Source organism: Brenneria goodwinii, assembly GCF_002291445.1.
GTDB lineage: Bacteria > Pseudomonadota > Gammaproteobacteria > Enterobacterales > Enterobacteriaceae > Brenneria > Brenneria goodwinii.
In genome coordinates, this window is sequence record NZ_CP014137.1 from 4,740,948 (window position 1) to 4,766,506 (window position 25,559).

Genomic DNA, 25,559 nt, shown 5'->3' on the forward strand with positions numbered 1-25,559 from the left:
GTGACTAACGTGAAATTACAGTTTCGGTCCCGCCTTAACTAAGGCTGCTCCTGCGGGCGCATCGGTGTATTTATCAAAGTTAGTGATAAACCGCCGGGCCAAATCCTCCGCTTTCTCCTGCCATTGCGCTTGATCGGCGTAAGTATCGCGCGGATCGAGGATTTCGGGATCAACGCCTGGCAATGACCTGGGGATCGCCAGATCGAAGATCGGCAACGTCTGCATTTCCGCATCATCGATGCTGCCATTCAGAATGGCATCGATAATCCCGCGCGTATCCTTGATCGAGATACGTTTCCCGGTTCCGTTCCAGCCGGTATTGACCAGGTAAGCCTGGGCGCCGGCCGCTTTCATCCGTTTCACCAGCACTTCCGCGTATTGCGTCGGATGCAGCGTCAGGAAGGCGGCGCCGAAGCAAGCGGAAAACGTTGGCGTAGGCTCGGTCACGCCGCGTTCCGTTCCCGCCAGTTTGGCGGTGAAGCCAGACAGGAAATGGTACTGCGTTTGATCGGATGTCAAACGCGAAACCGGAGGTAATACGCCAAAAGCATCCGCCGTCAGGAAAATGACTTTTGTCGCATGTCCGGCCTTGGAGACGGGTTTGACAATGTTCTGGATGTGATAGATCGGATAGGAAACGCGGGTATTCTCGGTTTTTGAACCGTCATTGAAGTCAACGCTGCCGTCAGCCAGCACCATGACGTTTTCCAGCAGCGCATCGCGCTTGATCGCGCCGTAGATGTCCGGTTCCGCTTCTTTGGACAGCTTAATGGTTTTAGCGTAGCAGCCGCCTTCAAAGTTGAAAACGCCGTCGTCATCCCAACCGTGCTCATCATCACCAATCAACTGGCGTTTGGGGTCGGTGGACAGGGTGGTTTTGCCCGTACCGGACAGGCCGAAGAATACGGCAACATCGCCTTGTTCGCCCACGTTGGCCGAACAGTGCATGGAGGCGATGCCTTTCAGCGGCAGCAGGTAGTTCATGATGGAGAACATCCCTTTTTTCATTTCGCCGCCGTACCAGGTGCCGCCAATCAGTTGAATACGCTCCGTCAGATTGAAGGCGACGAAGTTTTCAGAATTCAACCCCTGTTCCCGCCATTGCGGATTGGTGCACTTGGCGCCGTTCATGACGATGAAATCAGGTTCGAACCCCTGTAGTTCCTCATCGCTTGGACGAATAAACATGTTTTTCACAAAGTGCGCCTGCCAGGCGACTTCAGTAATAAATCGGACTTTCAGCCGGCTGTCCGGGTTGGCGCCACAGAACGCGTCAACGATAAACAGGCGTTTACTGGACAGTTGACGGGTGACGAGCTGCTTGAGATGCGTCCAGATTTCCTGACTCAAGGGATGGTTGTCATTCGTCCCTTTCCCCTGATCCGACCACCATACGCTATCGCGGGTGACGTCATCGCGAACGATGTATTTATCTTTTGGGGAACGTCCGGTAAAAATGCCGGTATCGACGGCTACCGCACCCAGCTGGGTTTCTGTGCCGCGTTCATAACCTTGTAGAGTTGGGTCGATTTCTTCTTTAAAAAGTAAATCGTAGCTGGGATTGTAGGCAATATCGCGGACATCTTGGATTCCATAAGCCGCAAGAGCCTTTGGTGTTATACCTTTGATCTGCATGTTGCTACTCCTCAATTGTTAGTCCCTTTATCTTTCGAGTTGCAACAATGCTGGTTTCCCTTGGTCCCCTCAGCTACTTCGGTGGTTAAGCATTTGAGGATTCTTTCAGTTGCCGTCTGACTGCAGCTTGAAATCTATCGGGCTTATAGTTGTGCTGATTATATTGTAGAACGGCGAGTTTATTTTAATCGCGATGGCAATCATAAAATTAAATAAATTAATTAAGAACTTTGCTTATTCAATATGTTGGGCGGCTTAACAGAATAAAATTCTATGATATTAATAAGGAAATAAGCGGGTACGCGACCGTACCCGCGGCAGGATTAATGCAGTAAATGCTTTGGTGACTGCTGTTTGAACGCCTGAACATCTTCGGCGTTGAACACATAGTGATTTCCGCAATAATCACAATGCATATCGATTTCGCCATCTTCTTCCAGCATTTCGGTCACTTCACTTTCGGAAAGCGTCATTAATGCTTCCGCGCAACGGGCGCGCGAGCAATGGCACTGGAAGACGACCGCCTGCGGTTCGTATACCGTTACCTCTTCCTGATGATAAAGCCGATAGAGGACGTCGTTAGCCGCAAGCGTAAACAGCTCATCGGTTTTGACCGTAGCCGTGAGCTGCGCCAGGTGATCGAAATCATCGTGTCCGGCATTTTGCGCCGGCAACACCTGTAACAACATGCCCGCGGCGGCCATCCGCCCTTCATGCCGACCGGTACGGATAAATAGTCGGGTCGGGAGCTGTTCGGATTGCAGGAAATAGTTTTCCAGGCAATCGGCAAGGGTATCGCCTTCTAATCCGACGACGCCCTGATACCGTTCGCCTTCCGTCGGCGTAATGGTAATGACCAGATAACCGTTGCCGACCATATCCTTGAGCGAACTATCCTGCGCGATTTCACCCTGCAGGCGGGCTACGCCGCGCATCTGTTGCTGATGGTTGCCGTTGATGACGGCCAGCTTCAACGGTCCGTCGCCCTGAAGCTGAACGGTTATATCGCCGCTGAATTTTAACGTGGCCGTTAACAGGCTGGTGGCAACCAGCATTTCTCCCAGCAGATTTTGTACCGGCTCCGGATAGTCATGATTCGCCAGAATATGCTGGAAGGTATCGCTGACTGTCACCAACTCGCCACGGACGGCATAATTTTCGAACAGATAACGATGTAGTTGGTCATGAGTGGACATAATATTCTCTCGCTGTGGTGACAGTTATTGATTCCCCGCATTTTCCAGTCGCCGGCTATCGGTTTCCCGCAACTTAAATCTATGGGGTTTATTCCCGATCGCTGTATTTAAATTTCATCAGATCCCGTCGTTCTTTCTTATCAGGACGGCGATCCGGGTGCGGCATGGTCAGCGCATTCATTTTTCGCGCCAGCGCCAGCTTTTCCCGTTTTCCGATACTCTCGGCTGTTTCCTGATACAGCGCCTGTGCTTCCGTCGCCGTTCTACGTTGCCCGCTGATGGCGCGGACGATGACGGTACGTTCGTCGTTCCCCTGACGCAGCTTGATTTCGGCGTTCAGTTCAACCAGTTTGCTGGGCTTACTGCGTTGGCCGTTATAGTGAACCTTGCCGCCATCAACCATTTCGCGGGCAATGGCCCGGGTTTTATAGAAGCGGGCGGCCCAAAGCCACTTGTCCAGACGGACGGTATCGTCAGAATTCTCGCTTGCCTTCATCATGACCTCTTCTGATTAACTGAGATTTACCGAGCGATGCAATGACGGTAACAGCCCAAGATAATCATTCATTGACGGATGCTGCTGGAATGATTTTTCCTGCTGGCTGGAGTCAGGGTTACTGACGCCCAGACAGTAACGGATACCAAAGGTCTTGGCGGCGTCCAGAATCGGCTCGCTGTCATCGACAAACAGCGTCCTGGCCGGATCGAAATCGGTTTGCCGTTGCACGGCCCGCCATAACCGCTGATTTTCTTTCGGATATCCATAAGTATGGGTGGAAAGTAATAAATCAAGGTGTTTGTCTAAGCCGGTATGTTCAATTTTAACCGCCAGGCTGTGCGGATGCGCATTAGTCAGCAGAATCGTGCGCTTACCGCTGTCGCGCAGGGCATGCAGAAATGGCTCGGTATCTTCCCGCAGGCGGGCGCGAGGGCCGATATCCGTGGTCATCTGATAGATGTCCAACCCCAGCTTTTCACTCCAGTAATCGAAGCAGTACCAGTTCATCGTATGCTGCACCGCCTGATACTCTGCGGCAATGAGCCGTTGAGCCTGCCCGAGGCTGATACCGCGTTTGTCGCTGAGTGACTGCGGCACAAGCTGTAACCAGAAGTAGCTATCAAAAGCCAAATCGAGCAGCGTGCCATCCATATCCAATATAACGGTATCAATGTCGTGCCAGTTAATTTGGGGGCTCATAAATACTCCAGATACAGAATGATGCCAGATACCGAGGCTTGTTTGATAAGGGGAAACATACCCATCCGCACTTCGGGTTGCCGGGGAGATCGCCCCGAGACTAAAGTCTGATGAGTATAAATACGGCAGTTTCGTCAGAATAGCATAACAGCGCGTGCTGCACGATGGTCAGGACAGTTGCGTACGGCCGTCTACCAGCGATGGCGTGGCGCCAAAGCGAGAAGCGTAATACTGCTGAATATTGGCCATCCGCTGTTTGCTCTTGACTATCCTCATGCCCAACAGCGCGGCATTGACCAGCAATATTATGGAAAAGAGCAACAGCAGCAGGCAACTGCCGAGGTAACGCCACAGCGTGATAACATCCGGTTCGCTATGCAGGCTGATATGCTGAGTACCGTTGGCATCGATGCTGAGGTCTGTGATGACGCCCGACGCGCTGAACGGCGTGTGCAATAACATAGCCGATAACCGCTGAAGTTCTTTCCACTGATCGGCGGCGTGGTACTCATTCAGCGGTACAAGCGGTAACGGATGGCTGACAAACTGGCGTCCTTCATCGCTGCGGATTAAAAAACCGCCCGGGGGAGGGCTATTGAGTGAATCGGCCGCGTGGTTGACTTCCTGTTGAAAGAAAAAGTCGGTGGCGCTGTTGACGAGTGACTCCAGCGTCTCTGCGCTTACCGGACGCAGCAACACATTCATTTCTTTAAATGAACCCGAACGCGCCTGCTTTACCAGCGTATCCCAGTTCTTTGCATTGCCCAGATTGACCAATGCATTTTTCAGGCGGAAGCAATCTCTCTCTTGTTCGCACAGATCCTGTGTTTTCAGCACGATGTCGGAAAAGTCATTCAACAGAATCATGCCTGATTTCTGAATAGCCGAGGCAAGCTGGGTGTTAACCCGGCCTTCGACATCGGGTTGCGGGTGTAACTGCGTGTTTACGGTTTTCAGCAATGCCGACGTTTTTTCAATGATCTCGGATTCCGGCAACGGTAACGATGCGGCTTTATTCCAGTAAATCGCCGAGCAGTCAAAAGGCGTAAAGGCATAAGGGGGGGAATTGGTCGACGAAATGTGAATATCCGTCGGAACATAGCACATGCCCGCTCCCCGGACTTTCAGCGCATCGCCGATTTTGAGCGGTATTTTTTCCAACTCATCAACCTGGTTGACCTGAATATTTTGCGCGCCATGCAACCAGGCCATGCTGAGTTTTAATGGCAGCTCAAGGGGAACATAGGTCAATAAGAGTATGAGGCTGAGGAGTGCGCCGACGGACAACACCAGATTTTTGCCCCATCGTTGCAACGGGAAATTTTTTACTTCGTCATGCAGCGACAAATATCTCCCCTGCCGAACAACCTGATGATCAAGGTAAATATCAACATTCGTTTTTTTCCCTAAATCAAATGTGATGTAAGGATGCCAGTAAGGGGGGTAAATCAGATCGATATTACCGAGCGAGACGCTGCCGAACTGCCCTTGATTTGATTCGCCGAAAAGGCCAAGCGCTTGCGGCGTGCCGATAAGCGAGTGAACGTCCTGTAGTTCCTGTTTTGAAGGGGCGCGGAAAAGCCGCCACAGGCTCCAGGCGGCAAGAAGCACGGCTGAGCCGGTGAGCCAGGGCAGCAGCGCTATCGGGCTGTTAAGGCTGACGAATAGCAGCAAAAATGACAGGCACAGCACGCTGGCTTCTTTAATCCCCTTCGCGTGATGTATGGCATGCTCTTCCTTCGTTTCCTTACGAATGTTGGCCAGCTCGGCGTGTTCATTCTCTTCATGACGAATGGACGCGTTTGGCATTGGATAGTCGGGAACCATCACCATCTGACGGCTATCGCCGTCGTCGTTGAGGCATTCGACTAACGAGTGGCCGTTCAGGGAAATCACCAACGGGATAGAACGGGTTTTAATCAATTCAACGGTGTTGTTCTCAGTAATATACTGTTCCCAGCAGGGCGGCAGGTGAATTTCCTGCGTATCGATATAGTATCGCCACTTATTCTGCGCGTCAGTGCTTAGGCCATAACGCGTGATGGTATGGGTGATCGGATATACCCGATCGCTTTGCAATGTGCGGGGAAGTTTGGGCTGGGTATTGGGTATGTCAAGCGGCGTTGGCTGCTGACTATGCTCATGTTCCTGAGCAAGATAATGTTCAACAGCCACGCGTTCTTCAGGGGTCAGTTGACGAAGTAAGGCAGGTTCCACCGGTAAAGGAGCGACGAATGACAAGCGCTGACGTTTTCGGTAGACAATGAAACCTCCGATAACGAGCAGACAGGCAAGCAATATAGCCAATAGGGTAAATATTGTGCTCATGTCATTTCCATCCCAAAGTGACGTACTCCCTGTTTGCATCGGATTTTAACAAATATGTCCAATCGATGATAACCTGCATAGTTTTGCTTTATTAAATTAATAACTAAAAAATAACAGAAATTATCTACGTAAGGGGATGATGGTAACAATCAGACAGGGCGTCTAAAATGAGGAAAATCCGATTTTGGGGGCGAGTTATTGACTTTTAATTTTTCATTTTAATAGTTCATACTATTAATGTGTATTTAATGTTATAAGCAAGTAAATTAATAATTGTGATGGTTGCAGCAAAGGTTGCTGTTAACGCACAATGTGAGCAACAGCAAAAATCTAGCAAGATCAAAAAAGAGTATTAACGATCGCTTTTCATTCAGCGGCACCCCGCTATCTATGGTGACGGTAGAGACAATCATCATTCAGGTTGGGCTGAGTTGTCGTTCTGGTCGTAATTTCTCTATGAGGCCACCATGAGTCATAACCTGCAAAAACCCAAAATTCTCAAGGTAGAAACCGTCGCGCGTTCGCGTTTGTTCAATGTTGAATCCATCGATCTGGAATTTAGTAACGGCGCTCGCCGGGTATATGAACGAATGCGCCCAAGCGGACGGGAAGCGGTGATGATTGTGCCGATTATTGATGATGAACTGGTGCTGATCCGTGAGTACGCTGTCGGTATTGAGCAATATGAGCTTGGATTTCCCAAAGGATTAATCGATCCCGGCGAAACGGTATTTGAGGCGGCTAACCGGGAACTGATGGAAGAGGCGGGATTTGGCGCGGAACAGATGGATTTGTTAGCGACGTTGACGATGGCGCCGTCCTATTTCTCCAGCCAGATGAATATCGTCGTCGCGCGCGGGCTGTATCCGCAGAGTCGTGAAGGCGATGAGCCGGAACCGCTGCCGAAAGTGCGCTGGCCGCTAAAAGATATGATGTCGCTGCTGCAGGAACCCGATTTTCGGGAGGCGCGCAATGTCAGCGCGTTGTTTTTAACCCAAGACTGGTTGCGCCGTGAGTGAAAGGTATTTGCCGCCGATGTCGGCGTTTAAAAATAGCAAAGGCGCAGAATCTGCGCCTTTGACGTATGGAAGCCCCCGATCAGAATAACTCTTCGCTTTGTCCGTTATCCATCAATGTCGTGCCGACTTCATGCACTTCATATTCCGTCGGCTGTGTTCCTTCAATGAAATATTCGGAACGGCTGTTGCCCCCGCCGTTAGACAGCTTGCCGCTGCTGCGATCGATGGTCACGCTGACAATACCGGGCGGCGGCGTCAGCGGTTGTTCAGGGACGCCTTCCAGCGCGGCCTTCATAAACTCATCCCAGGCCGGCTGAGCGCTTTTGGCGCCGCCTTCGTAGCCTGAGATCTGATCTTTGATCACGCCGGACGCGCTGCTGGTGCCCAGGTCGCGGCGATGGTCGTCGAAGCCGATCCACACAGAGGTCACCAGATTCGGGCCATAGCCCGAGAACCAGGCATCCTTGGAACTGTTGGTGGTGCCGGTTTTGCCGCCGATATCATGGCGCTTCAGATCTTTACCTGCGCGCCAGCCCGTGCCCATCCAGCCGGGTTCGCCAAATATATTGCTATTCAGCGCATCCTTAATCAGGAAGGCCAGCGGAGTGTTAATAACGTGCGGCGCATAAGGCTGAGCCGTGTTTTGCTGGGCGAGCGGCGGCGTAACCGGCTCCAGCTCAGGCTGGGGCAATGTCCCCTGCACCGGATTTTCTCGTGATGTCGCGACATTTTCCAAGCTGTCCGCGGACAGCACGGTGTCACGCCGTGTTTCGCCATACACCAGCGGTAAATTGCAGGTGTCGCACACCACTTTAGGCATGGCGGTAAAGACGGCGTCGCCCGATTCTTTCTCTATTTTGGTAATGAGATAGGGATCGACCAGATAACCCCCATTGGCCATTACCGCATAGCCGCGCACCACCTGCAACGGGGTGAAAGACGCCGCTCCCAGCGCCAGTGACTCCGTCGGAACAATATTTTGTTTCGGGAAGCCGAAACGCTGCAGGTACTCTGCGGCGTAATCCACGCCCATCGCCCGCATGGCGCGGACCATCACCACGTTTTTAGATTGACCCAATCCTTGACGCAAACGGATCGGGCCGTCGTAAGTCGCGGGGGAGTTTTTGGGACGCCAGTCTGAGCCGGCGCCTGGATCCCAGCGGGTAATCGGCACATCATTGAGAATAGTGGCGAGCGTCAGACCTTTATCCATCGCGGCAGTATAGAGGAACGGCTTGATGTTGGAACCAAGCTGACGCAACGCTTGGGTTGCGCGATTAAACTTGCTTTGGTTGAAATCGAATCCACCGACCAGCGCTTCAATTGCGCCATTGGTTGGATTGAGAGAGACCAGCGCCGAATTGACGTCCGGCACCTGGGCAAGCCACCAGTCGTTGTCCACTTTCCGCACCCACACCTGCTGGCCGGTCTGAACCACGTCAATCACCCGCTTGGGCGTTGGGCCTTGTTGCGTATCGGAACGATAAGGGCGCGCCCAGCGCATGCCGGCCATCGGCAATGCAATGTTGCTGCCGTCGGCCATCATCGCAATGGCTTTATCGCTATCGGTATCGGTAATCACCGCCGGGAACAGCGGACCGTAAACCGGCAGTTTTTTCAGTTCGGCGACGATCCTGGTGCGATCCCAGGCACTTTCGCCGACTTTCCACCACACCGCGGTTGGGCCGCGGTAGCCGTGACGCATGTCATAAGCGAGAACGTTGTTACGCAAGGCATCCTGCGCGGCTAACTGTAATTTTCTGGTGATGGTGGTGTAGACCTTGTAACCATCGTTATAAGCGTCATCGCCATAACGCTTGATCATTTCCTGACGCACCATCTCCGCCACATAAGGGGCGGAAAATGCTATCTGAGGTGCGTGATAGTCGGCTTCCAGCTTCTCACTGCGCGCCTGATCGTATTGAGCCTGAGAAATGTAGTTCTCATCCCTCATTCGTGCCAGAACCACATTACGCCGGGCGATCGCACGATCGTATGAGTAGAGCGGGTTGAAGGTGGAGGGCGCTTTCGGTAAACCGGCGATCATGGCCATTTCGCCCAGCGTCAGCTGGTCGACCGGACGGCCGAAATAGACATGCGCAGCCGCGCCGACGCCATAAGCCCGGTAACCGAGATAAATTTTATTCAGATACAGCTCAAGAATTTCATCTTTGGTCAACAACTGCTCAATACGGATAGCCAGGAAAACTTCCTTGATTTTACGAATCAGGGTGCGTTCCGGGCTAAGGAAAAAGTTTCTGGCAAGCTGTTGCGTAATGGTGCTGGCCCCCTGGGAAGCATGACCGGAGGTTAACGCAATCGACGCGGCGCGGATAATCCCGATCGGATCGACGCCGTGGTGCTCATAGAAACGGCTGTCTTCAGTCGCAATGAACGCCTGCACCATCACAGGAGGAATTTGATCCAGTTTCAACGGGATACGCCGATGTTCGCCGAATTGGGCGATCAGCTCGCCATCGGCGCTGAATACCTGCATAGGCGTCTGCAGCCGGATGTCTTTCAGCGTGGCGACATCGGGTAACTGAGGTTCGATATAGCGGTATAAACCATATATCGAAGCGGCTCCCAGCAGGATGCAAGTCACTGCAAGGATGAATAGATACTTTACGAACTTCACCTGGGATTTTCCATTCAGTAGCGTTTGGACGGTTTATAAACAATCGGCGCTAGTATAAAGGTAAGCCAGCACTGTGGATACGTTCTTTTAATTGATATGGAATCGGGTTGAACATGGCTTATCACATCTGGCGGGTTGGGTTAGATATACAAAACGGGTTTATGCGCGCACTGGCGGTTCAACGCCGTCGCTATGGCTGGCAGCTTCGCAACTGGTGGCAGTTCCCGCTACCAGACGACACGTTACGCGCGGGTAGTCTACACCATACTGAGGCGCTTTGTGAGGCCTTACTGAAATGGCGCAGATTATTACCCCACAATATTTCGCTGCGGGTGGGGTTTCCCGCGCAGTTGGTATGGCAACAGCGGTTACCGATGCCGGACAGCCGACTGCAAGGGCCGGAGCGCAATGATTATATCGAGGCGATGGCCGCCCGTAAGCTGCCGATAAGCAGTCATTCATTGGCGATGGACTACCGAGAGGCTCCCTATGAACCAGGCACGTTATTGGTTACGGCGGCCCGGCGGCATGAGCTGGATAGTTGGCTTGACTGTCTGCGTCGTGCGGATTTACACCCTGATGCGGTTGAGGTTTCAACCAGCGCAATCCGTTGTATGGCGAAATCAGCGGGGCTTAAACATGATTATCCCTTCCTGCATCGGCTGGCGGACGGCTGGTTATGGATATCCCCGCTGAACCATGCTTTTCAGTGCGGTGTGATCCATTCTGACGAACTGACCGCCGAAGAGGCGCTTTTATCGTTGGTAAATGCTCGCTGTCAGAAAACTTCTTATGATACGGCCTATTACAGCAGCACCTTACCCACGTTAGCCAATCAGATACCCGGCGCATTCATCCCGTGGTCGCCGCTTGCGGCGTTCGACCAGATGCAGCCTCCGTTACCCGATTTTCCCCCGGCATTTGTGATCGCCGGCGGTCTGGCTTTGCGCCCTGGAGATGCCGAACATGCTGTTGGTTAATCTTTTACCCTGGCGTAAACGGCGATTACGCCGCCGGGCGCGTCGCTGGCTGACGCTATTGCTGCTGCAACTGGCGCTGGCCGCTCTGGTGCTCGCGGGTTATTACATCATCCTGCATCAGCAGCGCCTGGTGTTGCAACGTGAACTGGGCGATATATCTGAGCGGCAGCGGCAATGGACGCAGCAATATCAGCAAACTCGCCGGATGTGGAACCAACTGCGGGATTATCAGGCGCAGCATGACGCCGATGCCGCCGCGCTTCGCCATAATCAGCGCTATCTGAATCTGCTGGATCGGATGGCGGCAATGCTGCCCCGGCGTCTCTGGCTGACGGAGATCGCCGATCGTGGGCAGCACCTGTTAATTTCCGGCTTGAGTGAAAACTATGCCGATATCGTGGCCTTTAATCGCTCGCTGGTGCGCCACCCTGAACTGGCGCGGGTACAGGTGCTTGAGGCTCTGAGGCAGCAGAAAGATCGCGCGCTGTTGAGTTTTTCGCTTCAGGCGGACTGGATATTCACGGATTCGGCCGGGGGCGAACAGGCTGGTGATTAACGCGATACTGAACTGGTCCGGATGGGCAAGTAAACCATTGTGGGCGCTGGCGGCGGCGCAAGCCATGTTGGTTGGCGGTTTTTCACTATTCGGCATAGCGATGGTTTTGCAAACGGAACAGCAGCAAATGGTTCAGATTAAGCAGCGGATAGATCAGCAACTCGCCGCGATACAACACCTTCAGCAACAGCTAAAAGCGCTGCCATCCTTTGCCACGCTAAAGACGCAATTGTCTGAACGGAAAGCGGACAATCCGCCATTCCATGCGGACATGCCGTCGCTGTTGGTCACCGCGCCGTTATCGCAATCCGGCGCATCGCTGCTTTCCTGGCAACCCGAGCGTCATCACAACGGCAGCGATGCCTGGTTACTGACCTTTAGCGCCGACTATCAGGCAACGTTGCATGTCCTGCGTAAATTTATCGCGCTGCCGCATGTGTTGCGGATTGAGCAACTGGCTATGAAATCGGTGGATGGTGTTTTGCACATTAATTTGCGGTTGGTGAAACCGGCGGCGAAACGGAGAAGCGACGTTGAATAGCCCAGTTGCAGCGTCTCTCATCCTGTTTTTCAGCCTGTTGTCCGGCATCACGCCGGCAGAAGCGGCAATGATGAGCCGGGATCCTTTTCAGCCCGTATCTGCGGCCCACTGTTCCCGGAACCGCATTATGCAGCACGGGCGATTAAAAGGCGTCATCGGTTCCGGTAAGGCATGGATAGGGTGGCTGGCGCAATCGGAGACACGATGGCAACGGTTAACGCCGGGCGCGCTGATCCAGCCGGAAAATTGGCGGGTTAGTCGGCTGGATAAGTCCGGCGCGACATTAGCGGCGGTTGATGAGACCGAGCGCTGTGACGGCGTACCCGCGGAGGTTGCCTTGCCATCGCCTTTCATTAATAACGGCGTCGCGCAATAGAACATTTTTCTCAGAACAAGGGATGTTATGACGATGAGATCGGTTAAGAAGATGCTGCTCTTGATGGTGTTGTTCGCTGGCGGCGTATCGGCGCAGGCGGGGAGCGAGGCGCCGGTATCAATGGCATTTGAGGATTCCCCCATACAGCGAATATTGCAGGCTCTGGCGGATCATCAGCAGTTAAATATGGTGGTGGCGCCGGGAGTTGAAGGAACGATCAGCCTGCGCTTGACGGAAGTGCCCTGGCGGCAGGCTTTGGATATCGTTTTGCATATGGGACAGCTTGCGGTAGAGCGCAACGGCAATGTTCTGCTGGTTTACCCCGCTTCCCACCTTGAAGAACGACAGCGTCAGAAAGAAGAACGCCTTGCTCTGCAGTCGCAGAAGCAGCCGTTGCAGAATCTTTCGGTTTCGCTGCAATACGCCGATGCTGCCGAGGTAGCCGCCAGCGTGCAGGCCCAGCGCGGCGCGCTGCTTACCGAACGGGGGAGCGTCACCGTGGATAAAAGAACCAATACGTTACTGATCCGCGATACGGCGGCAGCGCTGGAGCCGTTGAAATCGTGGGTGAGCGAGTTCGATTTGCCGCTATCGCAAATACAGCTTGCGGCGCATATTGTGACTATCAGCAGTGGAAATTTACAGGCGCTGGGTGTCAATTGGGGGTTGGGTTCCGGCGCAGAGGCGAATAAAGCCCTGCGATTGAATAATTTTAATATCAGCCTGCCGGTAGAATCGCCGGCGATCAACGCAGGTTTTCATCTGGCGCGGCTTAATGGACGTCTGCTTGAGCTGGAGCTGTTGGCGTTAGAGCAGGAAAACCAGGTGGAAATCATCGCCAGTCCGCGTTTGCTTACGGCTCATCAGCAAACCGCCAGTATCAAACAGGGTACGGAAATCCCCTATCAGGTTTCCAGCGGGGCCAGTGGGTCGACGTCCATTGAGTTCAAGGAAGCGGTATTGGGGATGGAGGTGACGCCGAGCATTCTGCGGGCCGGGCGGATTACGCTAAGCCTGAAAATCAGTCAAAACATGCCGGGGCAGACGATAAAGCAGAGCGATAACGGCGAGGCGCTGGCAATCGATAAGCAGGAGATACAAACCCAAGTCACGGTTGCGGACGGCGAAACCATCGTTCTGGGCGGCATATTTCAGCAACAGAAACAACGTAGCGACGGTCAGGTTCCGGCGTTAGGCAATATTCCCGTACTCGGTCATTTGTTTAAAAACAGTACACGACAGGATTCCCGGCGAGAATTGGTTATTTTTATTACGCCGACCCTGATTCCATTCGGGTAAACGGTAAAAAGTAGCAGAATTTTCATGAAGTCGGCACAATATTTTAATTGATTCGTGCCTTCTAAGTTTGACGCTGCGACAGATTTAGCTTACAAGGGTTAGCGAATTGAGCACAGAAGTGTTGTTCCACCGAAAATGTCGATAAAATATACGTTATATCCAACGTAATTGATGTTGCAATCAGGCGGCAAACAAAGCAATCCCCGGCGATACGTCTGGCGTGAGAGCGTGAAGCCAATATGGATGCAACTTGAATGATGACGGTATATTCCTCACCTGTGGGGCATGTGACATTTTATTCGGTTGCCAAACTACCCTGAGTATTGAGATAATTTTTTGTCTGATTCTCGCACTATCGCTCATGAGGTTTCAGTTTAGGTCCCGTCGCTGGGTTGATTGGCGGGGCGGGTTATCATTAACGAATTGTCTTAGTAATACCAAAAAACATGGCAGAGAAACGCAATATCTTTCTGGTTGGGCCTATGGGTGCCGGCAAAAGCACTATTGGCCGTCAGTTAGCTCAGCAACTCAATATGGAGTTTTTCGACTCCGATCAAGAAATTGAGCGACGCACCGGGGCTGATGTGGGCTGGGTATTCGATTTGGAAGGCGAAGAAGGCTTCCGCGATCGTGAAGAGAAAATCATCAATGAATTGACGGAAAAGCAAGGCATCGTACTGGCGACAGGCGGTGGTTCGGTCAAATCACGTGAAACACGCAATCGTCTTTCGGCGCGTGGGGTAGTCGTTTATCTGGAAACGACGATTGAGAAACAACTTGCCCGCACGCAGCGCGATAAGAAACGTCCTCTACTTCAGGTTGAAACACCGCCGCGTGAAGTTCTGGAGGAGCTGGCGAGAGAGCGGAATCCGCTATACGAGGAGATCGCCGACGTCACCATCCGCACCGACGAACAAAGCGCCAAGGTAGTTGCTAACCAGATTATCAATATGCTGGAAAGTAACTGAAAGTAATACATCATCTGCATCACGCAGGTTTTGAATAGGTTATGAAACGAGCATGGAAAGAATTACCGTAACATTAGCCGAACGAAGTTATCCTATTACGATAGCCGCCGGATTGTTTAATGATTCGGCTTCTTTTATGCCGTTAAAAGCCGGGGATCAGGCCATGCTGGTGACTAACCAGACCTTGGCCCCCCTCTATCTTGAACATGTTCGCCGCGTGCTTGAACAAAGCGGCGTGCATGTCGATCAGGTCGTTTTGCCGGATGGCGAAAAATATAAATCCCTGACCGTATTGGATCAGGTCTTTACCGCATTGCTGACCAAGCCACATGGCCGCGATACGACGATTGTCGCTTTAGGCGGCGGCGTGATTGGCGATTTAGCCGGTTTTGCCGCCGCAAGTTATCAACGTGGCGTGCGTTTTATCCAGGTGCCGACGACGCTGCTGGCGCAGGTCGATTCTTCCGTTGGCGGTAAAACCGCCGTGAATCATCCGCTGGGTAAAAACATGATCGGCGCTTTCTATCAACCGGCATCGGTTGTGATTGACCTGGATTGTCTGAAAACATTGCCTGCGCGGGAGCTATCGTCCGGGCTGGCGGAAGTGATTAAGTACGGCATCATTCTGGATCGCGATTTCTTCCACTGGTTGGAAGCGCATATCGAAGCGGTACGCGCATTGGATCATGACGCACTGGCCTACTGTATTCGCCGTTGCTGTGAATTAAAAGCCGCGGTGGTTGCCGCCGATGAACGCGAAAGCGGCATGCGCGCGTTGCTTAACCTCGGACATACCTATGGCCATGCCATCGAGGCGGAAATGGGATACGGCAATTGGTTGCACGGCGAAGCGGTTGCCGCAGGCATGGTGATGGCCGCGCACGCCGCCCGGCGTCTTGGATTATTCCCCGCCGAGGACATTACTCGCGTCACGTCCCTATTAGTTCGCGCAGGACTGCCCGTTAACGGACCGGCGCAAATGTCGCCGGAATCGTATCTTCCCCACATGATGCGTGATAAGAAAGTGTTGGCCGGCGAATTACGCCTTGTGTTGCCAACGGGCATTGGTCATTCTGAAATTCGTGGCGGCATAGCGCACGATCTTGTTCTGGCGTCAATAACCGATTGTCTTGCTTAAGCGCTTTTCTTATTCGTTAACAACAAATGTGTTAACGACAGATAAGTGCTTATGGTTTATGGTTAATAAAATATAATGCATGATGACTTGATAATTCGCTCCGGGGATGAGGTTGCGGATTTTAGCCTTTCAGTTGGGGGGTTTTAAATGGATGAGTTTAAGCCGGAAGATGAGCTGAAGCCTGATACTAGCGATCGTCGACCAACACGTCAGCAAAAAAGAAGCAGCAGTTTTTCCGTACCGAAAATCACACTTTCCAGACAGCACCTGATGATAGGTATCGGGGTGCTGGTATTGGTGTTGCTGATTATTGGTATTGGTTCCGCTTTGCAGGCGCCTTCTCATCCGCAGACTTCCCAGCCTCAGAGTCAAACCGGTGGCGAAAAGAGTATCGATCTCTCTGCATCATCTGCCCCCACGACGCAGGGAGCAGAAACGTCGGCCCCTGTTGAGTCTTCCCCAACCGCGCCCGGACAGCAGCCGCAAACGCTGAGCGCGCCGCCTATCGCCGGTACGCCGACGGAGGCGCCGGTTCAACCGCCGGTAAGCGGTCAGCAACGTATTGAGTTGCCTGGTAATATCACCGATGCGCTTTCGCAGCAGCAGGGGCGTGTTAACGAATTTTCTCAAGGCGCGATGGGAAGCGGCGCGTCAACCCTGCCGACGGCTCCGGCCACGGTGGCGCCAACGACTAAAACACCCGCGCATGCGCCGGCGGCAAAACCTTCTCACAGCAACGGCAGTAATTCGGCGCGTACGTCGAATACATCGTCGTCGGTGTCGAGTACGCAGCCCGCCGCGGCGAGTAAATCCGCCGCCGCGTCTTCCGGTTCGGGTAGCTCCATTCAAAATGCGCCAGCGAGTCACTTTACCCTGCAGCTAAGCAGCGCTTCCCGTCCGGATACGCTGAGGGCTTATGCAAAACAACATAATCTGGCCCATTCATGGGTTTATGAAACTAAACGTGACGGAAAATCCTGGTATGTCTTAGTGAATGGAGTCTATGCTTCTTCTGCAGAAGCAAGGCAGGCGATAACAACGCTACCTGCTGATGTGCAAGCGAAAAAACCTTGGGTTAAGCCGATCCGTCAGGTGAAGCAGGACTTGAATAAGTAACACCAATTTTAGCCCTGATGTGCTGTCTGACACAGAGTACAATCCGCGGCTCTGAAAAGTATGAGTAACTAACGACGGCATGAAAAAAAACCGCGCTTTTTTAAAATGGGCTGGTGGTAAATATCCGCTGGTGGAAGAAATTCGTCGCTATTTACCCGCAGGGGATTGCCTGATAGAGCCATTTGTTGGCGCGGGTTCTGTATTTCTGAACACAGAGTACGACAACTATATATTGGCCGATATTAATAGCGATCTCATTAATCTCTATAACATCGTCAAGTCAAACGCCGACGATTTTATTCGCGACTCCCGCAAGCTTTTTACTGATGAAGTGAATACGTCAGAGACGTTTTATTTGCTGCGTGAAGAGTTTAATCTTTGTACTGACGCCTACCGGCGTGCGGTTCTATTTCTTTATCTAAACCGGCATTGTTATAACGGTCTGTGCCGCTACAACATGCGCGGCGAATTTAATGTGCCGTTCGGGCGTTATAAAAAGCCTTATTTCCCGGAAGAAGAAATTCGCTGGTTTGCCTTTAAGGCCAGGAGCGCGACTTTTGTTTGCGAGCATTACCACCAGACGCTGATTAAGGCTGAACCCGGTTCGGTTGTTTATTGCGATCCTCCCTATGCGCCATTGTCAGCGACCGCCAACTTTACGGCGTACCATACTAATAATTTTAATACCGTTGACCAGCAGAATCTGGCGCGATTGGCTCATCGTTTGTCGGTTGAAAATCAGATCCCCGTACTGATTTCCAACCACGACACGGTGCTGACCCGTGAGTGGTATCAGGATGCATCGCTTTATGTCGTCAAAGCGCGCCGGACGATTAGCCGTAATATTCTGGGACGCAGTAAGGTAAATGAGCTTTTAGCGTTGTATTGTTGATCGTGGTTATATGAATCAGCTCGCAACCGGTTGTAAGCTGAAACAGTATGGCAACAAGATAAACATGACTGACTGGAAGTTGGCGTGGCTTGGCGACTTTCAGTTTAAAAACCATCGCTGAACGGGATGATGAATTAACGGCCATCCCAAGCAGCAGGATTCAGACTTGATCGTTTGGAGAAGCGAATGAAACCGTTTTTAATCGCCCCGTCTATTCTGTCGGCTGACTTTGCCCGGCTTGGTGAAGATACCGCTAACGCACTGTCGGCGGGCGCCGACGTGGTTCATTTTGATGTAATGGATAACCACTATGTGCCAAATCTGACCATTGGCCCGCTGGTGCTGAAATCTTTGCGGGATTACGGCATCACGGCGCCGATTGATGTTCATCTGATGGTTAAGCCCGTTGACCGCATCATTCCTGACTTTGCGCAGGCGGGCGCCAGTTTCATTACGTTTCATCCCGAAGCCTCGGAGCATGTCGATCGCTCCCTGCAACTGATTAAAGATCACGGCTGCAAGGCCGGCCTGGTTTTCAATCCCGCCACCCCGCTTAGCTATCTTGATTACGTCATGGATAAGCTGGATATTATTTTGCTGATGTCGGTCAACCCCGGCTTTGGCGGGCAGTCGTTTCTTCCGTCGACGCTGGATAAACTGCGGCAGGTGCGCAAGCTGATTGACGACAGCGGCTATGATATCCGTCTTGAAGTGGATGGCGGCGTTAAGGTTGATAATATCGGCGCTATCGCTGCGGCGGGCGCCGATATGTTTGTGGCGGGCTCTGCGATTTTCAGCCAGCCGGACTATCGGGCGGTTATCGATAGGATGCGCGGAGAATTGGCGAAGGCGACGAATGAATAACAGCGCGCTTATAAAAACCATGCCCATCCGGGGAGTGGCGTTTGACCTGGATGGCACCTTGATTAACAGCGCGCCTGGTTTGGCCGCCGCGATAGATTTAGCGTTACGGGCGCAGTCTCTTCCCGCCGCGGGCGAAGAGCGGGTCGCCACCTGGATTGGCAACGGCGCCGATGTACTGGTTGAACGCGCGCTGCGCTGGGCCGGCGTGGAACCGACGCCGCAGCGCATCCGGGATACACGCGAGACGTTCGATCGCTATTATGAGCAAACCGTGGATAACGGCAGTACGCTGTATCCACAGGTTAAAGAGACGCTGGCGCATCTGGCCGGGCAGGGATTGCCGATGGCGATCGTGACCAATAAGCCGACGCCGTTTGTCGCGCCTTTGCTGGCGTCGCTGGGAATTGACGCGTACTTTTCCCTTATTATCGGCGGTGATGACGTCATCGCCAAAAAGCCGCATCCGGCGCCCCTGTATCTGGTATTGGGGAAATTAGGATTGCGCGCGGGTGAATTACTTTTCGTCGGTGATTCCCGTAATGATATTCAAGCATCCCAGGCCGCCGGTTGTCCTTGCGTCGGTATGACCTACGGATATAACTATGGTGAAGCGATCGAGTTGAGTCATCCGGATATTACGCTGGATCGTTTTGCCGATTTGTTGCCCATCGTTGGGCCGTCATCTTCAAAAAATCAGGAAGCGTTAGTATGAGCAAGCCCATTGTATTTAGCGGTGCACAACCGTCTGGTGAACTGACTATTGGTAACTACATGGGTGCGTTACGCCAGTGGGTCAATATGCAGGATGACTATGATTGCATCTACTGTATCGTTGATCTGCACGCCATTACGGTGCGCCAGGATGCCCAACAACTGAGAAAAGCGACGCTGGATACGTTGGCGCTCTATCTGGCCTGCGGTATCGATCCGCAGAAAAGCACCATCTTCGTTCAGTCGCATGTTCCTGAACATACCCAGTTGAGCTGGGTTCTGAACTGCTACACCTATTTCGGCGAACTGAGCCGCATGACGCAGTTTAAAGATAAGTCTTCGCGTTATGCCGAAAATATCAATGCCGGCCTGTTTGATTATCCGGTGCTGATGGCGGCCGATATTCTGCTATATCAGACGACTCAGGTTCCGGTGGGAGAAGATCAGAAACAGCATCTGGAACTCAGCCGTGATATCGCTCAGCGCTTTAATACGCTTTACGGTGATGTTTTCAAAGTGCCCGAACCGTTTATTCCAAAGTCCGGCGCCCGGGTGATGTCTTTGCTGGAGCCGACCAAAAAGATGTCCAAATCGGACGATAACCGCAATAACGTGATTGGTCTGCTGGAAGATCCCAAATCGGTGGTGAAGAAGATCAAACGCGCGGTGACGGATTCGGACGAGCCGCCGGTCGTTCGTTATGATGTGGTGAATAAAGCCGGGGTTTCCAATCTGCTGGATATTCTGTCCGCCGTTACGGGCAAAACCATTGCCGAACTGGAACAGGAATTCAGCGGCCAGATGTATGGCCATCTGAAAGGCGCGGTGGCCGATGCGGTTTCCGGCATGCTCACCGATTTGCAGGCGCGTTATCACCATTTCCGCAATGATGAGGCTCTTTTGCAGCAGATCATGCGTGAAGGGGCGGAAAAAGCCAGCGCGCGCGCGCAGCAAACGTTAAAGAAAGTCTATGAAGCGGTTGGATTTGTCGGCCGTCCTTAACCGGTAAAGCCTAAGACTAAAAAGGGCTGGAGATATTCTCCGGCCCTTTTGCTTTTATCCCATCACTGCGGCAGCGGTGGGGAGACATCGTCCGGAATCGGGTTTTCAAACGGCGTTTGCGCTAATTGAGCCTGGAGATCCGCTTTTGCCTGCTTGATCAGGTCCGGCGTCATAAACAGATCTATCGCCAGCGAGGCCATCGCTTTGGCGGCATATTCCATTCCCTTATGCGCCGCCGGCGCTTTACCCTGCGCGACCAACTGCCATGAGTGCGCCGGCGTACCAATCGCGTAAGTCGCGCAGCGGACCTGTACGGTCGGAACCACCCAGCTTACGGTCCCTACATCTGTTGAGCCGATAAAGGCGGGATCGGGACTGTAGAGCGGATAAACCTCCTCATGCAGCGCTTGACCCGGCTGAGGTTTCAGCCCAAACCGCGCGTAAGAGCTGGTAATGTCCTCCGCGGTCATCGCCGCCTGGAATTTTGCCGCGAACTGGCGATCCTGTTCATCAAACTCAATCGGCCCCAGCGTCAGCAAGTGTTCGTGCATCCGATGTTCCAAAGGAGAATTGCCGAGCAGGTTGGCGTCTCCGCTGAGCACTTCATAGCGGACTTCGGTTTCCGTCATCAGCGCGGCGCCTTCAGCGATCTTCTTCACCCGGCTCACTAAATTGTGTAGTTCCGGCAACTGCCGGGCACGTACAAGGTAGCGAACGGTTGCATTGGCCTGCACCACATTGGGCGCGTGACCGCCGCTATCGGTAACGGCGTAGTGCACGCGGGCGGAGGAGGGCATATGCTCGCGCATATAGTTAACGCCGACGTTCATTAATTCCACCGCGTCCAGCGCGCTGCGGCCCAGATGCGGGCTGCTGGCCGCATGGGAAGCGCGGCCCTTGAAGTAGAAATTCAGTTCGTTGCAGGCCAGGGATACCGGACTATTCACTCCGGTAAACGCAGCCGGATGCCAGCAGATGGCGATGTCCACATCGTCAAACACGCCGGCTTTGACCATGAAGCCTTTGGATGAGCCGCCTTCTTCCGCGGGACAGCCGTAGAAACGAACGGTACCGGACAGCGCATGCTTTTGCAGGTAATCTTTAACGGCGGTGGCCGCCTGTAATGACGCGCTGCCGAGCAGGTTGTGTCCGCAGCCGTGTCCGTTGCCGCCATTTTCCAACGGTCGGGGTTCGGCGACATTCGCCTCCTGGCTCAAGCCCGGCAGGGCGTCATACTCGCCAAGAAAAGCGATAACCGGCGAACCTGAACCGAATTCGCCCAGTAGGGCGGTAGGCATGCCGGCAATGCCGGTTGTCAAACGAAACCCTTCCGCTTTCAGCACGGCTTCATGCTGGGCGGAAGATCGATATTCCTCATAGTTCAGCTCCGGCGTATCCCAGATGGCGTCGCTGAGCGTGCAGAACTGTTGCCGTTTCGCCGCGATCAATCCGCAGATTTCCTCAACGGCGCTACGGTCGATCGACGGCAATGTCTCTTCATTTTGTGTCAAATTCATTTAATTGGACTCTTTTATCGCATGGTAAGAAAACGGATACGCATCGTCTGAGAAACTCAGAGCGGCGCGGTATCCATACCAAACCATTTCTCGCTCAGGGTTTTCAGCGTGCCGTCGTTTTTGGCTTTCTCGATAGCGGCATTAAACATGGCTTTTAATTCCGGGTCGGATTTCCGCAGGCCAACCGAGGAACCGCTGCCCAGGATGCCGCCAACAAACTGCGGCCCCGGCAATACGAGGTTTTCGTTGCCCGGTTTTTTGGTTACGCCGGTCAGGTAGGCCGGGGATGCGATAACCAGATCCACGCGCCCGGCTTTTAGATCGAGGTCGTGTTCTTGCGTGGTTTTATACTCGCGTACGGTCATCACGCCTTTGAGATATTTATCCAGGAAGGTGCTGGCGATCGAAGCGGACTGAACGCCGATGGTTTTGCCTTTCAGCAGCGGCTTCAGTTTTTCGATTTCCGCGATGGTTTCCGCTTCATTTTCTGGTTTAAGCGAAAAACGTTTGCCCATATCAGGCATTTCTTTCGCCAGTGGGCTGGATTTCAACATCGCGAAGGTCTGTCCGCTCTGGCTATACGGCTGGCTGAAGTCGATGACCTCACGGCGTTTGTCGGTGGCGGACATCCCGGAGATGATGGCGTCGAACTTTCCGGCGTTCAGCGCTGGAATCGAACTGGTAAATGGCTGCACCATCATTTCGCACTTCACCTGCATGTTGTCGCACAGGACTTTGTACAGATCGATTTCGAAACCATCCAGCGTGCCATCCGGCTTGGTAAAGTTGTACGGATAAAAAGCGCCTTCGGTGGCGAGCCGCACCGTCGTCCATTTTTTCTCTTCCGCAGAAGCGTTGAACGACGCGACCAGCGTGCTTGCCAGGCACAGTGAACAGGCGATCATTTTTAATTTTGATTTCATCATAAAGGTCTTCTCCCGGTGTAAATATCTTTAATAATTAGTGTGATACGTTACCAACTGGCGATGAACTGCCGAAAGCGGGCCGACTGGCTGGCGGTGAACACCTGCTCCGGCGTGCCTTGTTCTTCAATCTCGCCTTGATGTAGAAAGACCACGCGGTTAGAGACTTCGCGGGCGAAATCCATCTCGTGGGTGACGACCAGCATGGTCATGCCTTCATCCGCAAGGGTACGCATAACGCGTAAAACTTCCCCGACCAGTTCCGGATCGAGCGCGGATGTCGGTTCGTCAAACAGCATGACTTTCGGCGTCATGGCCAATGCGCGGGCAATCGCCGCCCGCTGTTGCTGACCGCCGGAAAGGTGGGCGGGGTAGTAATGTTGCTTATCGGCCAGTCCCACCTTTTCCAGCAGGTGTCCGGCCTGTTCCAGGCATTCCGCATGGGGGCGTTTCAATACATGAACCGGTGCTTCAATCACGTTTTCCAGCACGGTTTTATGCGACCACAGATTAAAGTTCTGGAATACCATGCCGAGCTGCGAGCGTATGCGCTCGATCTGCTTGGGGTTGGACGGGCGGCTTTGTCCCTTGCGGTTGGTTTGCAACTCAATCGTTTCCCCGGCAACGACGATTTCGCCCTGGTCGGGAAGTTCCAACATATTGATACAACGCAGCAGGGTGGATTTTCCCGAGCCGGATGAGCCAAGAATGGAAACCACTTCCCCCTGGCTGGCATCAAAAGAGATCCCCTTCAATACTTCCAGAGAGCCGAAGCTTTTGTGAATGTTACGCAGGCTGATCGCTGGTGTGGTCATTGGAGGTCTCCCAGTTTCTTGATTTTTTTTGCCGTCGATTGTGCGGCGGGCGCACGCTGATAAGGCGTGACGGCGTATTCCGCCCACATCAGCAGACGTGTCAGAATCAGGTTGATAAATAAATAGATTGCGCCGGCAATCAGGAACACTTCGAGCGCCCGGTAAGTTTCGGAGATGATGCGCGCGGCGATACCGGTAATTTCCATTAGCGTAATAATGGAGGCCAATGAAGTGGATTTGATCATGGAGATCATCTCATTACCGTAAGCGGGCAGCGCCTGCCGAATGGCGAGCGGAAAAATGATACGCCTGAAAATCATTATCGAAGGCATGCCGCAGGCGCGGGCGGCTTCTGCCTGCCCGGCAGGAACCGACTGCAATCCGCCGCGAATGATTTCACTGGCGTAGGCGCCGGTACACAGGCTGAGCGACAGCAAGGCGCACCAATAGGGTTCGCGCAATAGCGGCCAGAACACGCTTTCCCGGATCCACGCGAACTGGCCCAGCCCGTAATAGATAAGGAACAACTGCACCAGCAGCGGCGTACCGCGGAAAAACAGGACATAGACGCGAGCAACGCCGCGTAACACGGGATTGCCGCCAATCTGCATTAACGCCAGACCGAGCGCCAGAAAGAACCCAATAAATACGGAGCCGATCGACAATTGCAGAGTTAAAGGAATACCGGGAATAATTTCCAGAAACGTTTCATAAATAAAAGGAAAATCCATCAGCGTTTCACACCCCGGGAATAATGAGCTTCTGTCCGGCGCATGATCCAGCCGGAACAGATGGAGATAAGCAGATACAGCATTGCCGCCGCCATAAAGAAGTCAAACGGTTTGCCCGTCGACCCCGCGCCGGTCTGCGACTGGGTCAGTAATTCGGCGACGCCGGTGACCGACACCAGAGCCGACGCCTTCAGCACCAGTTGCCAGACATTGCCCAGCGCCGGGATCGCATGACGCAACAGCAGCGGCATGATGATGCGCTTCAGACGCAGCATGGTTGACATCCCGCAGGCTTTGGCGGCTTCAATTTCACCTTTGGATACGGCATAAAACGCGCCGCGATACACTTCTGTCTGCTGTGCGCCGGAGGAAACGCCGACGGCGATGACCCCGGCGACAAAACCGGGAAGCCCCAGAAATTCATTACTGCCGAATAATCTGGCAAGCATGGTTAATGCCGAGCTGCCGCCGAAATAAAGTAAGTAGATGATTAGCAGATCAGGCACGCCACGGATGATGGTGGTATAGCCGTCGGCAAGATAACGTACCGGACGATTACCGCAAATTTTTGCCCAGGCGCCGAGCGTACCGATTAGTGCGCCAATCAGGAATCCACCGCATGACAGTGCGAGCGTCATTCCCGTACCCATTAATAATAATTTCCCCCAGCCATTTTCACCAAAACTGATGAGTTGCCAGAAAGTCACTTCTTCCACAGATAGCTCCCAACTATTTTATTGTTCCGTGATCAATCGAGGTTGTGATCAGAACGTTTTTTGTGATCAGAGGACCGCACACCCTGTTCGGGAACGACGATGTAGACAGGTAATTTTTCAGATCCACGCAGCACGATACGCATGAACCGCGATAAGCCGGTTTTTAGCCGGGTATTACTCTGTTGTTCTGTAAAAATACTTAGGAGACAAAGCAACATTCGGGCCACTTTTCCGCTGTCCTGTTATTGCTTATCTATTCATATATTTTGCTTATTAATTAATATGAATTTAATTAAAAAGTGGCAGATACGGTGCAAAATAGGGGCAACAATGGCAGGTGTTGAGGCAGGTTTTGACTGTGATGGTGCATTGTATGCACTGTTGTGGTGCTGTGTGTTAT

Annotated in this window: 24 protein-coding genes; 13 read left to right on the forward strand and 11 right to left on the reverse strand. The window is 52.9% G+C overall.

The window, feature by feature from the left end:
• Positions 1-15: 15 nt before the first annotated feature.
• The 5 genes from pckA to ACN28R_RS21050 all read right to left on the reverse strand — a co-directional run bounded on the left by pckA (position 16) and on the right by ACN28R_RS21050 (position 6,357).
• On the reverse strand, positions 16-1,635 hold the full coding sequence (gene pckA, locus ACN28R_RS21030) for a phosphoenolpyruvate carboxykinase (ATP) (RefSeq protein ID WP_095835398.1): 1,620 nt from the start codon (positions 1,633-1,635) through the stop codon (positions 16-18).
• A 323-nt stretch (positions 1,636-1,958) separates the two neighbouring features.
• Positions 1,959-2,831, reverse strand: a complete 873-nt coding sequence (hslO, locus tag ACN28R_RS21035) for an Hsp33 family molecular chaperone HslO (protein ID WP_095835399.1) — start codon at positions 2,829-2,831, stop codon at positions 1,959-1,961.
• Between the two features lie 88 nt (positions 2,832-2,919).
• Positions 2,920-3,330, reverse strand: coding sequence for a ribosome-associated heat shock protein Hsp15 (gene hslR / locus ACN28R_RS21040; RefSeq protein WP_048637197.1), 411 nt, complete (start codon positions 3,328-3,330; stop codon positions 2,920-2,922).
• A 12-nt stretch (positions 3,331-3,342) separates the two neighbouring features.
• Positions 3,343-4,029 carry a GMP/IMP nucleotidase gene (gene yrfG, locus ACN28R_RS21045; RefSeq protein WP_048637198.1) on the reverse strand — a complete coding sequence of 229 codons (687 nt, stop codon included), beginning with the start codon at positions 4,027-4,029 and terminating at the stop codon, positions 3,343-3,345.
• Positions 4,030-4,197: 168 nt separating this feature from the next.
• Positions 4,198-6,357, reverse strand: coding sequence for an IgaA/UmoB family intracellular growth attenuator (locus tag ACN28R_RS21050; RefSeq protein WP_095835400.1), 2,160 nt, complete (start codon positions 6,355-6,357; stop codon positions 4,198-4,200).
• A 467-nt stretch (positions 6,358-6,824) separates the two neighbouring features.
• Between ACN28R_RS21050 and nudE the strand changes: the two genes are divergently transcribed.
• Entirely contained in the window at positions 6,825-7,376 is a 552-nt protein-coding gene (gene nudE, locus ACN28R_RS21055) for an ADP compounds hydrolase NudE (protein ID WP_048637200.1), read from the forward strand.
• A gap of 79 nt (positions 7,377-7,455) precedes the next feature.
• Here nudE and mrcA read toward each other — a convergent pair whose 3' ends face one another.
• On the reverse strand, positions 7,456-10,014 hold the full coding sequence (gene mrcA / locus ACN28R_RS21060) for a peptidoglycan glycosyltransferase/peptidoglycan DD-transpeptidase MrcA (protein ID WP_095835401.1): 2,559 nt from the start codon (positions 10,012-10,014) through the stop codon (positions 7,456-7,458).
• Between the two features lie 113 nt (positions 10,015-10,127).
• Between mrcA and pilM the strand changes: the two genes are divergently transcribed.
• The 12 genes from pilM to trpS all read left to right on the forward strand — a co-directional run bounded on the left by pilM (position 10,128) and on the right by trpS (position 20,457).
• The gene (gene pilM / locus ACN28R_RS21065) at positions 10,128-10,994 is read left to right on the forward strand and encodes a pilus assembly protein PilM (RefSeq protein ID WP_095835402.1); all 867 of its coding nucleotides are present in this window, start codon (positions 10,128-10,130) and stop codon (positions 10,992-10,994) included.
• Positions 10,981-11,550, forward strand: coding sequence for a PilN domain-containing protein (locus tag ACN28R_RS21070; protein ID WP_183096759.1), 570 nt, complete (start codon positions 10,981-10,983; stop codon positions 11,548-11,550). Before pilM ends, ACN28R_RS21070 begins: the two co-directional genes overlap by 14 nt.
• A complete protein-coding gene (locus tag ACN28R_RS21075) occupies positions 11,543-12,091 on the forward strand; it encodes a hypothetical protein (RefSeq protein ID WP_095835404.1) in 549 nt (182 codons plus the stop codon). The genes ACN28R_RS21070 and ACN28R_RS21075 overlap by 8 nt, the downstream gene beginning before the upstream one ends.
• Positions 12,084-12,467, forward strand: a complete 384-nt coding sequence (locus ACN28R_RS21080; protein ID WP_095835405.1) for a HofP DNA utilization family protein — start codon at positions 12,084-12,086, stop codon at positions 12,465-12,467. The genes ACN28R_RS21075 and ACN28R_RS21080 overlap by 8 nt, the downstream gene beginning before the upstream one ends.
• 51 nt (positions 12,468-12,518) lie before the next feature.
• Positions 12,519-13,766, forward strand: coding sequence for a DNA uptake porin HofQ (gene hofQ / locus ACN28R_RS21085; protein WP_236840254.1), 1,248 nt, complete (start codon positions 12,519-12,521; stop codon positions 13,764-13,766).
• A 446-nt stretch (positions 13,767-14,212) separates the two neighbouring features.
• The gene (aroK, locus tag ACN28R_RS21090) at positions 14,213-14,734 is read left to right on the forward strand and encodes a shikimate kinase AroK (RefSeq protein WP_048637206.1); all 522 of its coding nucleotides are present in this window, start codon (positions 14,213-14,215) and stop codon (positions 14,732-14,734) included.
• A gap of 52 nt (positions 14,735-14,786) precedes the next feature.
• Positions 14,787-15,872 carry a 3-dehydroquinate synthase gene (gene aroB, locus ACN28R_RS21095; RefSeq protein ID WP_048637207.1) on the forward strand — a complete coding sequence of 362 codons (1,086 nt, stop codon included), beginning with the start codon at positions 14,787-14,789 and terminating at the stop codon, positions 15,870-15,872.
• Between the two features lie 147 nt (positions 15,873-16,019).
• Positions 16,020-16,988 carry an SPOR domain-containing protein gene (locus tag ACN28R_RS21100; protein WP_048637208.1) on the forward strand — a complete coding sequence of 323 codons (969 nt, stop codon included), beginning with the start codon at positions 16,020-16,022 and terminating at the stop codon, positions 16,986-16,988.
• A gap of 79 nt (positions 16,989-17,067) precedes the next feature.
• The gene (gene dam / locus ACN28R_RS21105) at positions 17,068-17,880 is read left to right on the forward strand and encodes an adenine-specific DNA-methyltransferase (protein ID WP_048637209.1); all 813 of its coding nucleotides are present in this window, start codon (positions 17,068-17,070) and stop codon (positions 17,878-17,880) included.
• Positions 17,881-18,066: 186 nt separating this feature from the next.
• Positions 18,067-18,744 (forward strand): ribulose-phosphate 3-epimerase, encoded by a 678-nt coding sequence (gene rpe / locus ACN28R_RS21110; protein ID WP_048637210.1) that lies wholly within the window; start codon positions 18,067-18,069, stop codon positions 18,742-18,744.
• Positions 18,745-18,763: 19 nt separating this feature from the next.
• A complete protein-coding gene (locus ACN28R_RS21115) occupies positions 18,764-19,456 on the forward strand; it encodes a phosphoglycolate phosphatase (protein WP_048639769.1) in 693 nt (230 codons plus the stop codon).
• Complete coding sequence (gene trpS, locus ACN28R_RS21120; RefSeq protein WP_095835407.1) at positions 19,453-20,457, forward strand: tryptophan--tRNA ligase; 1,005 nt, start codon at positions 19,453-19,455, stop codon at positions 20,455-20,457. Before ACN28R_RS21115 ends, trpS begins: the two co-directional genes overlap by 4 nt.
• Positions 20,458-20,519: 62 nt before the next feature.
• Here trpS and ACN28R_RS21125 read toward each other — a convergent pair whose 3' ends face one another.
• Genes ACN28R_RS21125 through ACN28R_RS21145 form a run of 5 tightly spaced genes read right to left on the reverse strand, consistent with a single transcriptional unit; the run spans position 20,520 to position 25,159 of the window.
• Entirely contained in the window at positions 20,520-21,974 is a 1,455-nt protein-coding gene (locus ACN28R_RS21125; RefSeq protein ID WP_048637212.1) for a M20 family metallopeptidase, read from the reverse strand.
• Between the two features lie 56 nt (positions 21,975-22,030).
• Positions 22,031-22,900 carry a transporter substrate-binding domain-containing protein gene (locus ACN28R_RS21130; protein WP_048637213.1) on the reverse strand — a complete coding sequence of 290 codons (870 nt, stop codon included), beginning with the start codon at positions 22,898-22,900 and terminating at the stop codon, positions 22,031-22,033.
• 47 nt (positions 22,901-22,947) lie between these two features.
• A complete protein-coding gene (locus ACN28R_RS21135) occupies positions 22,948-23,712 on the reverse strand; it encodes an ABC transporter ATP-binding protein (RefSeq protein ID WP_095835408.1) in 765 nt (254 codons plus the stop codon).
• Positions 23,709-24,443 (reverse strand): ABC transporter permease, encoded by a 735-nt coding sequence (locus tag ACN28R_RS21140; RefSeq protein WP_048637215.1) that lies wholly within the window; start codon positions 24,441-24,443, stop codon positions 23,709-23,711. Before ACN28R_RS21140 ends, ACN28R_RS21135 begins: the two co-directional genes overlap by 4 nt.
• Positions 24,443-25,159 (reverse strand): ABC transporter permease, encoded by a 717-nt coding sequence (locus ACN28R_RS21145; protein WP_048637216.1) that lies wholly within the window; start codon positions 25,157-25,159, stop codon positions 24,443-24,445. The genes ACN28R_RS21140 and ACN28R_RS21145 overlap by 1 nt, the downstream gene beginning before the upstream one ends.
• Positions 25,160-25,559 lie beyond the last annotated feature (400 nt).